Annotated in this window: 14 protein-coding genes; 5 read left to right on the top strand and 9 right to left on the bottom strand. The window is 40.5% G+C overall.

What is annotated here, in order from left to right; translation table 11 throughout:
* Positions 1-703 precede the first annotated feature (703 nt).
* Positions 704-883 carry a hypothetical protein gene (locus tag H6G69_RS30260; RefSeq protein ID WP_206757655.1) on the top strand — a complete coding sequence of 60 codons (180 nt, stop codon included), beginning with the start codon at positions 704-706 and terminating at the stop codon, positions 881-883.
* A 579-nt stretch (positions 884-1462) separates the two neighbouring features.
* Here the strand turns inward: H6G69_RS30260 and H6G69_RS30255 are convergent.
* Together H6G69_RS30255 and H6G69_RS30250 are read right to left on the bottom strand one after the other, a co-directional pair.
* Positions 1463-1606: a hypothetical protein gene (locus H6G69_RS30255; protein WP_190692797.1), complete on the bottom strand. Its 144-nt coding sequence runs from the start codon at positions 1604-1606 to the stop codon at positions 1463-1465.
* A gap of 1037 nt (positions 1607-2643) precedes the next feature.
* Complete coding sequence (locus H6G69_RS30250) at positions 2644-3036, bottom strand: hypothetical protein (protein WP_190692798.1); 393 nt, start codon at positions 3034-3036, stop codon at positions 2644-2646.
* 880 nt (positions 3037-3916) lie between these two features.
* Between H6G69_RS30250 and H6G69_RS34580 the strand changes: the two genes are divergently transcribed.
* From H6G69_RS34580 to H6G69_RS30240, 3 genes are all read left to right on the top strand, one after another.
* A complete protein-coding gene (locus H6G69_RS34580) occupies positions 3917-4045 on the top strand; it encodes a hypothetical protein (RefSeq protein WP_277883501.1) in 129 nt (42 codons plus the stop codon).
* Positions 4046-4331: 286 nt separating this feature from the next.
* A complete protein-coding gene (parA, locus tag H6G69_RS30245; RefSeq protein WP_190692799.1) occupies positions 4332-4964 on the top strand; it encodes a ParA family partition ATPase in 633 nt (210 codons plus the stop codon).
* Positions 4964-5182, top strand: coding sequence for a hypothetical protein (locus H6G69_RS30240; protein WP_190692873.1), 219 nt, complete (start codon positions 4964-4966; stop codon positions 5180-5182). Before parA ends, H6G69_RS30240 begins: the two co-directional genes overlap by 1 nt.
* 162 nt (positions 5183-5344) lie before the next feature.
* On the opposite strand, the gene H6G69_RS30235 is transcribed toward H6G69_RS30240, so the two are convergent.
* From H6G69_RS30235 to H6G69_RS30215, 5 genes are all read right to left on the bottom strand, one after another.
* Entirely contained in the window at positions 5345-7741 is a 2397-nt protein-coding gene (locus H6G69_RS30235; protein WP_190692871.1) for a caspase, EACC1-associated type, read from the bottom strand.
* A 9-nt stretch (positions 7742-7750) separates the two neighbouring features.
* Complete coding sequence (locus H6G69_RS30230) at positions 7751-8128, bottom strand: hypothetical protein (RefSeq protein WP_190692869.1); 378 nt, start codon at positions 8126-8128, stop codon at positions 7751-7753.
* A gap of 595 nt (positions 8129-8723) precedes the next feature.
* Positions 8724-9161 carry a polysaccharide lyase family protein gene (locus H6G69_RS30225; protein WP_190692867.1) on the bottom strand — a complete coding sequence of 146 codons (438 nt, stop codon included), beginning with the start codon at positions 9159-9161 and terminating at the stop codon, positions 8724-8726.
* Positions 9162-9626: 465 nt separating this feature from the next.
* On the bottom strand, positions 9627-10598 hold the full coding sequence (locus H6G69_RS30220) for a hypothetical protein (protein ID WP_190692865.1): 972 nt from the start codon (positions 10596-10598) through the stop codon (positions 9627-9629).
* An 82-nt stretch (positions 10599-10680) separates the two neighbouring features.
* Positions 10681-11700, bottom strand: a complete 1020-nt coding sequence (locus H6G69_RS30215; protein ID WP_190692864.1) for a protelomerase family protein — start codon at positions 11698-11700, stop codon at positions 10681-10683.
* Positions 11701-11923: 223 nt separating this feature from the next.
* On the opposite strand from H6G69_RS30215, the gene H6G69_RS30210 reads away from it, so the two are divergent.
* Positions 11924-12091 carry a hypothetical protein gene (locus H6G69_RS30210; protein WP_190692861.1) on the top strand — a complete coding sequence of 56 codons (168 nt, stop codon included), beginning with the start codon at positions 11924-11926 and terminating at the stop codon, positions 12089-12091.
* Between the two features lie 107 nt (positions 12092-12198).
* Here H6G69_RS30210 and H6G69_RS30205 read toward each other — a convergent pair whose 3' ends face one another.
* Positions 12199-12408, bottom strand: a complete 210-nt coding sequence (locus H6G69_RS30205; protein ID WP_190692860.1) for a hypothetical protein — start codon at positions 12406-12408, stop codon at positions 12199-12201.
* Positions 12409-12419: 11 nt separating this feature from the next.
* Complete coding sequence (locus tag H6G69_RS30200) at positions 12420-12920, bottom strand: GIY-YIG nuclease family protein (RefSeq protein WP_242072241.1); 501 nt, start codon at positions 12918-12920, stop codon at positions 12420-12422.
* Between the last annotated feature and the right edge of the window lie 2 nt (positions 12921-12922).

The following is a 12922-nucleotide window of genomic DNA, read 5'->3' as shown; positions in this document are numbered from 1 at the left end:
CTTTCATTCCTTGTTCTCTAGAGAACAAGGAATGAAAGCAAGGACTATATTAATACTCTTGTATATGGATGTAGACGGAGCCGCCTTCTTTAACCTTCTTGTATAGGGATAACTAGGACATCCACCATGTCTGTACTTACCCTGATGTATAAGCATGACTTCACCGTTTTGTATAGGGATATCTGCATTCATACCCTTTTGTACTGGTATACTTGGCAGGCGTTGGCTATACCCGTCGCAGGCATCGCTATCCTTGTTTGCTTTAACTTAACCTCTTGTATAGGCATAATGAGGCTAACAAGTAGTATCACTATTTAAATTGTCTTGTACAGGTATGCTTAGACAGGCGATCGCTCTCACTTCTTTTACCTTCTTGTACACCCATGCTTAGGCTAATATCTGGCATCCATATACATTTCTTTTAGTACAGCTATGGCATAACGGCGATCGCGTTCATTCTCTTTACCTCTTGTACACCCATAGTTAGGTTCATCACTTGTATGGCTATACATTTCCCCTAGTACAGTAATAGCGGAGTAGACGAGTGCCTCCAATAGCCTGACCCTCTTGTATAGTTATGTTCTCCAATTCTTCGCCTTAAATTCTCATAACCATCCCCAACGTATTTTCCCAACTAATTTCCCACAAATAAAGAAACATCCAGGTTGACTAAATCTGGATGTCCATTTACTCATCCAAAGCTATGATTCATAGTTTCTCCCTTAAAAAAGCTGTTGCTTGCTTCGCTGTTTCAACTATCGCCTGGGCTGGTTACAACAGTGACTATATCCCTTTGGCGCAAGCTGTTGCACCTCCAGCAATCGCTTATTTGCTCAATAGCAGTCAAGACACATCCACTAAACCTGAAAGTAAAGATAAGTAGCACTATTGGGGCATCTACAATGTCCCACACAGCAACATCCGCTATGTTCAAAGTAGGCGATCACTATCTTTCTGCTATACCCTTTTGTACATAGATGAGCAGCATCACAGATAGTTAGTCAATTTTCAGCTACACCCTCTTGTACATAGATACCAAGGTAGGCGAGCGCGCGTTTCTCCTCTGGACTGCCCCAAATTTTGTTTAGACAGGAAAAAACAGTGCTTGCTTGTTTACTTATTTTTTGACTGTTTTTATTGACAGCAAAAAGTTAGCGCATTTCTAGCACTTTCTTTCACATTTATTTTTCTGTTAGCCGTTACTCCCAAGTCGATCTAGCCTGCCTACCAACACTGAGAAAAACTCAGATATGCGACATCCAGAGTTGAGGCCTTTACAGTTTGTTGACGACGCTTTGAGCTTGTCTCAACCGCCTTGATGGTTACTAGACCGTTCGAGGTTTTGCATTCCCCTTTACTGTGGGCAGTTACACAGTCAGTCATTGGCTCACTGTACGCATTGAGGGCATTTAAACACCGACCACACTTAGCTTTTAGCAGTGGTTGCCTTGCTAAAGGCATTTTACAACGAATGGCGATCGCTTCTCGCCTGCGTCCACACACCACTGTTTTTATATAAATTAGATTGTCTGTGGACGTAAACTAATCCTTTGGCTATTAACTTAATTACTGAAAGTTCACCCCACTGCCAATACGGTTCGCTCACAAGTTGCTTACCTCAGTAAGCCGAAAATCGGGTATCAAACCATATCAGTGCGCTACGGCAGATTTATGGTAAATCCCTGGTAGTTTTATGGCAGTTTTATGTGAAATCTATGGCACTTTTATGGCAAGCAGAGGTTTAGCAAGGCTGAAGCAACGGCAATTTTATGGCAGTTCTATGGCAGTTTTATGGTAAATCTCTGGTAGTTTTATGGCAATTAAAAGCGAAAATTGGCCGCACAGTACGCCTAAATTTTTTCGCAAGTTTTTTCCACTTTAAATTTGATTGAAGGCGAGCGCTCACAACAAATACTACTTAAATACTACTTCTGTCATATAAAATCTGCTTTCGCTACTCCAGCGCAATCGCCTCTGCTGCTATTTGTCGTGCTTTTGTAGTTTTTATGTAGTCGATTTGGGGGAGTAAACATGATTTTTACCCAAAAAAACTTTCCGTCAAAGATGGCGTACTGTGCCGCACAACCCAAAATCAAAACCCCACAAATTCACCACACTTAACCCACAAATAACCCATCAATTTCCCGTTAAACTACCGCAATTTACCCTGACCAGTTTGCTGAAGTTCCACTGATTTACCACAGTTAACCCATAGATTAACCATCAATTACACACAAAACTGCCCTAAAATTGCATCAAATCCGCATTTGCTCACTGGTGTGTTTTGCTACTAATTTTTGACAATACTGAGACAGGAAGAGAATTAGGGCGATCACTCCCCCTGACAACGCTACAACACGCTTAAACCAGATGCCACAACCTCAACTAAACCGATGGCCTCATCAATTCACACCAGTCAATCACATCCCCTACTCAAAGGCTGCGTCCACACGTCACTGTTTTTATATAAATTAGGATGTCTGTGGACGTAACCTAAATCCTCATACTGACCTTTTGGCTATTCACTTAATTATTTCAACCCTGAGCAGAATACTGCACAATGGCATTGACTCATCAATGGGTAGTTGAACAACTTTAGATTTGTGGAGTGGCTTTTTACTTGAGCAAGCGCACTCCCAGCAATTACGGCTGGTGAAATCGGAGGTGTTGGGAAAATTTTTTCGATAATTGGATACTTTCGCTTTTGACAGGTTCGCCAAACACATTGAGCTGGTAATCAGTCATGGTTAATGGTGTGGACAGCCAAAGCTCCCAATTAAGAGCATTAATACCGATCACCAAATGGTTGAGCCACCGCACTCTAGAGTCACTGTTCATATCCTCTAATTGCGTCTGGATGAGGCGTTGCCTCAACAAGTGCGAAAAATCTTCCGGTATTTCAATGTAGGTTTGTATCCACTGAGATACCTGATGAGAAAATAACCACTCGTTGAGCATTTGTGCTGTCGGTATCCGCCTGTGCTGTTTGTTAATAGACTTTGAGCCAATCGCTTTGCGTTTGCTAGCTCTTCCCATCGCTGTTTACTCTTTGCCAATGCTTGCGCTTGAAGTTTGCTTTTGGTGTAACTGCTGTGCTGAACTTCTTTTTACATCATACTTTTCCTCACTAGCCTACTGCCGCATAATACACCTTAATTTTGAAGCAACTTTTTTCCACCTCACACAGCACAAGCGGCGATCACTCACTTCCAATACTACTTAAATACTACATTCACAACACAAAATCTGCTTTCACCACTCCCTAGCGATCGCCTCTGCCACTATTTGTTGTGCTTCTGTAGTTTTTATGTAGTTAACTGGCGGCTAGGGATGATTTTTACCCAAAAAAACTTTCAAAACTTTTTGGCGTACTGTGCTGCACGAAAGCCTTTAATTGCATTCAACCATATTAGAATCATCTGCTCACTAGCACACAACTATTAGCGAACTATCTTAGAACTATGAGGAAGCCAAATTTTTTTGAGCAGTTTAAAAACTGTGATTTTAGAACCATTCGTGAAGTATTTTAGAACTATTTAGGTACTAAATTTAGAGCATCATAGAACTATAAAAGAACTATTTGCCAACCATTTACGAACTAATTTATAAATTCTTTTTTAAGATAATTATCAAAATTAAAATGTAAATTTATTCTTCAAAAACCTTGATGCGAATGTATCAGACTACAAAACTATTTTGAAGTCACTCAAAAAAGAACAAGCAATGAATTGCAATTAGCCGCAATCAAGCCGAACTTATGTACTGAATAAAAGTTGGTCAACGGGTATGTCGCATTGTTCTTTATTACCCCAGCACTTTTTAACGACGGCAATACCGCCGTTGACCATTTGCACGATGTAGCTTCTAAAATAGTTCAGCCCAAAACCTTTTTCTTTGACTCGTGCTTGAGTAATAATTGCTTACTGTAATCTTTACTAAAGTGGCGATTGCTGCTGATATTGTTGATAAAGTTGCCACAGCCGCGCTTGCTCAGTTTGAGTTAGCAACGGCCAAGCCTGATCAATCTTTGACTGACTTAAATTGATTTGTACACATATAAAAATACCCCTCCTTAGCTATTCTGGAAGCTTTGAAAGCTTGGAAGGCTCGGAAGGGTTGCGGATATGTCAAGTTAAATAACTAATAGCTTTAACAGCTTTGGGCATTAAACCACACTTAAACCGTCTGGAACAAGCTCAACCAAATTAATTGCCTCATCAAGCTTTTCTGACAAACTCAGCTAGTGACATCCCAAAATAGGCGATCGCTACCCCTACCCAAATAACAAATTTTCTGTAAATGTATAAGCACGATTCTCTTTATTTACAGAAATGATTATTTCAGTACAAAACCAGAAAGGGGGCGTGGGCAAGACAACACTAGCAATTCATATTAGTCATGGGCTGGTGTTGAAAGGTCACAACGTTTTGTTAGTCGATGCTGACCCACAAGGGTCGTCACGAGATTGGGCAGCAGCACGCGGAGAAAAGCCGCCATTTCCAGTCATAGGATTAGACCGTCCTACTATTCATCGTGACTTAACAACCCTTGCAAAAGACTATGACGATGTAGTGATCGATGGGCCGCCGCGAGTCTCAGAATTAGCCAGAAGTGCAATTATTGCAGCCGATTTAGTTGTAATTCCCATTCAGCCCAGTCCTTATGACATTTGGGCAGCAGATGAAGTTGTTAAACTTATCAAGGAAGCTTCTGTATTTAAAGAAAACATTAAAGCCGTATTTGTAATTAATCGCAAAATAGTAAATACTGCAATTGGGCGAGATGTAGTGGAAGCACTTGAGCAGTACCCTTTCCCAGTATTAAAGTCAGCCATCAGCCAGCGAGTTGTGTTCGCGGAATCGGCAGCATCAGGCAATACAGTGCTTGAAACTGATAAAAGTGGTTCTGCTGCCAAGGAAGTAAAAGCATTAGTCAGTGAGTTATTAAAGCTAGGGGTTAAATAATGTCACCGAAAAAGGTCAATTTTGGCAAAAAACCTGAAACTCAAGAACCCGTAGATTTAGACAAATGGGTTAGCGAGCGCCCCTCTGCTGTGTCCCAATCGGAGCAAGAACAACCCGAAAAGATGAAACGCTTAACTCTGGATATTCCTGAGTCATTACATAAAGCCATTAAACGTCAAGCAGTAGATGCAGGGGGAGCAAGCCGTTTCCAAAAATAGGCTAGAAGCAGAAGTAACTGAACAATAAAATTTTGATTAGGAATTTTTACCAACTTTTAATGATTGAATAGTTTCTTTCTTCATCCCAAAACTCTTAAAATAAATGTTACTCTGCTCGTTGTTCAAAAATACTTAGTAGAAAAATAAAAATAAATTTAAAAGTTATCTGTTGTTACCATTAGATTTACATAACCAATATATAAGACCCATTAAACTCCACCATAAAGCCATTAAAAATAGCAAACTATTACTATTATACTTGTCATATATATCAGAGGATATACAGCTATTAATCCACATAAAAGTAAATATTATGCCTCCTAGTAACCCAGCAAATAGACTGACATATCTAGTTTTATATTTTCTAAAAATTGTTGAAAATAACCAGAATAAAAACCAACATATATTCGTTAGAAAAACTCGTAGTTTATAGGATTCAGGAGATGTATATATAGAAAATACAAGCCATAATTGAAATGAACTGCCTAATAATGTGCCTAATCTTGTATTAAAATCATATTTGTTATAATTAATTACTTCAATTGATTTTGGTACAACTTCTTGTCTTCCAACCTGATGGTCTTGTTTAATTTCACTTTCTGAAGACAAAACTTCTATGATAGTTTCACTCTTTTCAATTAATTTCGCTTCAATTTGCGTTACTTCCTGAACAGAAAGCTCTAAAATATCCTGAAATCGCTGTAGTTCTTCACGGGTAGCATCACTAAGAGGATATTCAAACTGAATCGACTCTCTAAAAACCTGTTCATACTGCTGAAGCTTTTGTCGATGTTCCTCTAGAGCAGTAATAATTGGATTTTCAATTGCAGAAACATCCTTAAAAGTCAAATTTAACACTTGATAACGTTGGCTTAGTTGAGAGCGGTTGAAAGCACTGAGCGGATATTCTTGCTGAATAGCTTCTGTAAATTCCTGCTCGTATTGCCGTAAGTTTGCTTGATGCGTTTCAATCTCCGCATTAATCCGCCTCTCGATCGCCTTCACATCTCCATCACTCAACCCCAATGTCTGCCACGTCTGCTGCAACTGCTTGCAAGTCACCTCATCTGGATAATGCTTACGCTGCGTTGCCTTCACAAATGCCTGCTCGTACTGCTGGAGTTTCTGATGATAGGTTTCGATCTGCGTTGTGATTTGTGCTTCGATTGGCGCAACATCTACATCTGTCAGTCCTAATCGCTGCTGTTGTTGACGTAAGTCATTCCGGGTTGCCTCGCTGAGGGGATATTCTTGTTGCGTAGCAGTAAAAAACAGCCGTTCGTAGTCCTGGAGTTTCTGATGATATGCCTCTACCTCAGCCATAATCTGAGATTCAATCGCGGCAATATCCCTATTCGCAAGATCTAATTGCTGCTGGGTTTGCCGTAAGCGTTCGCGGCTTACCGTACTCAGCGGATACTCCTGCCGTAGTGCCGCCTTCAACGCTTGCTCATAGGTTTGTAGGTTTTGCTGATGCGTCTTAAACCGTGCAGTCACCTGTGCCTCAATCGGCATCGTGTCCTCATTCCGCAGCCCCAAAATTTGCTGGAGATTTTGCAAATCGTGGCGATCAGCATCTGTAATTGTCTCGTCCCGCTCTAGTAGCTCAGTGAACACCTGCTGATACTGCTGGAGTTTTTCGCGGAACTCCTTACGGTAAGGTTCTAACACCTCATCTTCAATTGCTTTCGCCTCAGTTGTCTCCAATCCTAAGCGAGTTCTCAGTACATCTAATGTACGACGACCAACAAAGGAAATTTCGCCTCTATGAATAAATCGCGCTACCTCTTTACGGTATCGCTGTCTGGGATCACCCGGAGCTACCTTCATCAGTCGAATCTTAAAACCTTCTCGAATTGCATAGATTTCCGGCTTCATTGCAGGCTGAAGTTCTCGCACCTTCTGACTGGCGTACTCGTGGAGTTCATCAATTGAGATGAACTCATCCTGATCGCGATCTGCTTCTCCTGACTTGATACCTTCAATCAAAAAATGAGTGTAAATCGATAGATTTTGCCCCTGTTGCTCAAAGGAATATTGAGTCGAACTAGAAGAAGTCAATATAGCTCGTCCTTCACCGCCTAACTGCTGCCGGATGTCAATCGTACCGTCATCTTTGGCAGACAGCCCCTCAGCAAACGCGCCACTAAAGCAGCTATCTAAGATTACCACTTGCCGCCGGGAGCGGCTTTCGCTCATACGGTCGTGGACAAAATTGGCAGACACCGCCGTTGAGCGAATTAATTCACCCTGCTGCGTCTTACTGGTGTTGCGAGTCGCCAGATACAACCTACCGCGATCATCTTTAATGCCGTGTCCTGAAAAGTAAAGCAACACTAAATCATCTTTATGTCGACCAGAGAACAGCGTTTCAATCGCCATTTCCACAGCTTGTCGTTCAGGATTTTTAAGCAGGATAATATCTGACGCGGCAAACCCACCCATATCCGGATGCAGCAGTACCTCACGCACTGCTTCTACATCTCTGACCGCACCGGGCAATGGGTTCAGCCCTGGCTCATACTCACTCACCCCAACCAGCAACGCTACCTTCGCCATTTAACTCACCTATGTTGCTATAAAATCTTGAGCTGCTTTAATGGCAGCTTCCAGTTCTTCTCGACTGTGGGCTTTTACCATCAGTTTTTTGCCGTTAGCTTCTACCGAGAGTTCAATCGGCTTACCACCGAGGCGATCACCTAAAAACCCTATGAACTTCTTAGCATTGGCTGTATTTACCTCAGCCATCAGCAAGCCGACCAAGAAACCGCCTAATGACTTATTATCCGCTGGTGGGTTGGGGTCAAGGACACGATTAACTGACTCTACCTCGTCCATATAATTAAGTTCAGCAATCAGCCGTTGAACCTGCTCATCTTGTTCTTCTGGTTCTAAATCGGGGTCATTAAAGTGAATCGTCAGTTTGATGCTGGAAGTAACGGTCATGTTTGCTTATGCTGGTGTTGAGTCTCAAATTCTATGTACCCAATTCTCTCATGTATATTCGGTTAATACTGGCATCCTCAATTCAAAAAACAAGCTTCTGTATAAATCTTCACAAAAGCTTAATCAGGTAGATTATATACAAGGAATGCAACTGAGGAAGGAGCGTGGGAGAGGCGTGCATACCGTAGCGGAGTGTCTGCCGCTGCCTACAACAAACTGGGTGGCTCAACGAATGGATTTGTGGCAGTGGCAGACACCGCCTATTTAAGCGAAGCGGTTAAGAGTTGCGCCGCCATATAGGTTTGAATCGTAGGTGCAGCCAATCCCCGGTTATGCAAATGCTCAGAAAACTCCACCATATCCTCAAAAGTTGTGTGGGAGATCGCTCCTCACTTCCTGGTTGCGTCCACACCTTCAAATGTTAGCTGACTCCCACCTGTGGACATAAAACCCCACTGACTCACCCCCTATCTTGCCTCTAAGCACAAAAATAACCCCACTCAGTCTATCTACTGGTAGGGTGTTGGAATATTGTCTTTGAAAATCACTGATTGTGCTGATTATTTACTACTAGATACACCCGACTAAACTTTTTCTAGGCATTTTGGTGAAAGAAACAGATTACATTTTTAATTACAAAATCATCAAACTTATTGCTGTTATTAGCACCAGGAAAACCTACTGCTTCAATCTGAATTTCGTTTTCTCCATCCTTAAGAACCTTACCAGGTATTCCAATCATTTGGGTATACCAATGTTTCTTAATTTGTTGTTTGCTCGCTTCACTTAAGCCAGGATAAGGGGTAATTGTACCGATGGTTTCGTTGTTAATTTTGACTTTGACTTCTGATTCTGTATCAGTCAATCCTCTAATGTTAAAAATTAGAAATGCTGTACGATTACTCTTGCGTGAAGGAGTATTGAATCTTCTTTCCCAAACTAGTCTGTCATCACCAATAGTAATTTCTTCTTGTTTATTAGTATTAGGATCGGTATCAGTAATCTCAATGAAATCGCTTACTTCTGCCACCATTTAAGGTCTCCTTTAGGTCTATACCCTATAGCTCTAGATAATCAACTGTGATATCGTATGAAGATGCACCTTAGTTATAAAAATAAAGCTTTCAAAAAAATAAAATCTTTATTTTTATTTATTAGTATAAATTTTTTAGCTCTTAAGCGAATTAATATCAAAATAACAGGTCTATCAACTTATAAAATGTAATTTTAATAACAAAAACTTAATTTATTAAACATACAATTATTTGCTGCATTTTAATATCACTTTAGGAAAAATTATAAAGAATATATAATAATATTTCTTTAATTAATTTTTCCCTAAGTAAAAAAAACATAAATATTTTTAGTAAATTAAAAATATTTATGATATGTAGTCTTCACTGTTCGGAAAGGCGAGCGCACAATAAAACGCATCTCTGGGTATGGGTAACTACGTTGTATTGATATAGCAAAATTTTTAAATACGGTTAGGCGATCGCTAAACAACATCAAGCCCATTAGGAACAAGTTCATTCAGTTTGATTGCTTCCTCAATTTTTATTCCTGGCTTGCGATTGTCGTATGGGTTTAACTCATGCTTGGTGTTGTGGTCATCTAGTCGAGTTTGGTAATTCTCCAAAATTTTCTTGATGGTTGCTGGTTTGCTACCTGTGAGTGTTTGTATTGCAGTTTGGTTAATATGCCATTTCTGATTTCTTTGGGTGCAGTTGTTGTTGTGAACTTCTAAAGCATAAATAGCGCGTCTTGTTAGCTCATCGGCTCTGCCAGGATGCGTTTTATATTTTTCGCTCATCAGTTCTGCTGTAGGTACTGAGGTTAAGTCTTCATCAGCTAACTTGACTTTACCCGTTACGGTCTTGGCATAAACTTGGCAAGCTTTTCTCACAAACTCAGCCAGTGACATCCCAGAGTAGGCGATCGCAACTTCCACTACTTTTTGAGTATCCGCGTCTAATTCTAGTTGTGCAATATTCATAGTTTCTAATGAGGGTACTGTGATTTCTGGCTGTAAGCTTACTTGCTCTGTCTGTTGAGTCTGTTCTATCTGTACTGGCTGTTCTAGTTGTGTTGGTTGCTCAAAACTAGCTTTATAAGCAATTCTCGCTTCATCCCCTATAACATCCCATCTGTCACGGTTACTAGTTGCATACCATAGAGCTAAATGCTCCCAGTGAGGAACTTTACCGCGTGGCTTAGTGTGGTAATACCCTGGCTTTCGCTTTTGAGAATTAGGAAATTGTTCAGTAATAGCTTTTGCAAACGCTGTTCTAGGTCTTTTCAGGCTGTTATCACTGATAATAGCCTCTCTGATTGGTTCCCAGTATTTGAGTGTTATTTCTCTAATCACTGGCTCATCCTTGACACCTTTTAACTGGTGCGCGGCAATACTACCTAACCTAGATGCCCAAACCTCATTGCTTTCTTTAGCTAATCGCTCGATTTCACTCATAATATTGGCAATACTACTTATACTTATCCCTATACTATTCCTCTTGTTAAAATAAATCAAGACGATTTGTATAGGGATTTCTTTAGATTCTGGTAAGTGTTCCGGGCTTGATGACAAATCGCTGATAAGTTCTGATTGTGCTTTCGTCGTCGTCGCCTAAAATGCTGCTGGCATAGGCGATATAGTCAAAGGGGTCAACTCCAGCATTCACAATACTAGCTCTGAGATATGCTCCTCTAAATTTGTGGTAGGTCATATCTGGGATAATTGCCCAATCCTTAGCCGCTTCGCTCAAAACTTTAGACCAACGACGGTTAACTCGTTCTGTGTCTTCATGATGTGGAAATCTCTTGTCTTTATCGCCAAGCCACTGTAGAGCAAAACATATAAGTTTGGCAGATAACAAAGTAGGAATTTTAAACACTACATTTCTCAAGCTTGTGCCATCAATGCGGCGATTTTTCCCCTTTAATTGACCAGTGAAAGCAATCTCATATTCTCCCATGAGTTCAAACTTAGCTGATAGATGAACCTCTGCCATACGGCGGCCAGTAGCCAAGGCTAGAGCGCAACTAATATCTCTCCAGTCAATTCCTTCTTCATTTCCAGAAGCAATTCTGGTGAGTAAGTTGTTGGCTCTTTGCAGATATGAAGTAAGGTCTAGCTCAATTCTGGCTTCTGGCTCACTTCGCTCTTTTACCTGTTGGCGGTAGACTGTGTTTTGACGCTCTTTGTAACTAGCAAATTGATAAGAGAGTGCTTCACCAAAGTGAGTAATGATCGTCAACACCGGATGATAAAGGGCTTTATCGTTGAGGCCTGTTTTTGCAGATTTATGAAGTCCTTTCTTTAGTGCAGTAATCTGTCTTAAACAAGTTCCATAGGTTTTTTCGGCTTCTGGGCTTTCATCTGGATAAGTAACTTTAAGGTTTTTAGCTTCAATCGCTGCTAATTTTTCCCATCCTAGTAAATCGCCAGTTCCTTTTTTACGCTGAGTAATTTTATAAGGTGCTAAGGCTTCAAATTGGGGCAATAAGTAACTTACACGCTCATCTATGTAGCTATTCTCTAGCTCATCGCGTTGTTTTAACTCTCTACTCATTCCTTATTTACCTATATATTTAGCAAATTTCATTTATTTATATAGTAAGTAAGGAATAAACTAAGGTCAACATTTTATCTATCAATATTTGCCCTTGTACAGGGATGAAGTTAGCAAATATCCCTATACAAAACCTCTTGTAATAACTATACAAACCGTCTAATATAGAGATACGAAAGAGGGACGCGCCAACGTCCCCACAACATAAAAGGAATTTAATTTCATGACTACTCTAACAATTTCTCAAGTCTCAACCACAGCTAAGAATCAAAATGACCGTTATTCTGGAGAGTTTGACGCGGCTATCGGTCTGCCACCAAGAACAACCCAAGGTGAATACTGGCAAGGATATTTAGGCTACACGCTCAAAACTGGTAACGCACCATTCTAAAACCACAGGGTAGGCTCACAACCTACCCTTAATTTTTTGAGGATTACTTATGAGAATTGTATAAAGAACATTCTCATAAGTAATCCCTCATAGCTTAGTTTGCAGTTCTAACTTTTAATTCCCAAAGATGCCCTGATTTTTCTAGCCCACACCTCATGCTCGAATTTTTCGGCTAACGATGGAGTGTCCATATTGATGACTTTGCGCCAAGTTTCTTTCCTATTGAACGACCCAGCCTGACAAGCCAACTGCCAAGCTACAGCTTCCCCGTGTTTAGAAAATGCTTCCTCTTGCAAACTTTTGATTGTTTCTTTCATATTTTTATCTCTCAATTAACCTTTAATTTTTCCTGTAGCGGTGTTACTGGCTGAGTGGTCAATCTCCCTGCTATCACTCCTACACTCAGCAATCCTAAAAGGCATAACAGAATTAACTTAAATGGCAGCTCGCTGAAAGTAAAAATATGAATGTCATGTTTGGCGATCGCATATCGTACCATTGGCATTTGCAACGGGTTAAAGTCAAACCATTCACGGCTTTTGGCTAAACCTTTAACCTGACATTTTTTAAACTGCTGGTGCAATTGTGTTTCAACTTCTGCCATGTCTTGAACGTAAACAGTAGTGAGAATTTTAATGTTGCATGGCGGCTGATTGGAGTGAAAGTTTTCCAGCCTCAATTGCGGATTTCGAGATAAACCAATCTTGCAACGACGCAAATAACAACCAGGAATTAGCCCGTGATAACCTTCAGCTTCCATTAAATATATGTATCCGGGTTCATGGTCGTTTCTGGCTTGATATTCATTGGTCAAGTAGCGAGATTCCATGT

Source organism: Nostoc sp. FACHB-110 (assembly GCF_014697425.1).
Taxonomy (GTDB): Bacteria; Cyanobacteriota; Cyanobacteriia; order Cyanobacteriales; family Nostocaceae; genus Nostoc_B.
The sequence above is the reverse complement of the archived record's forward strand: the minus strand, read 5'-3'. Positions and strand labels throughout refer to the sequence as shown.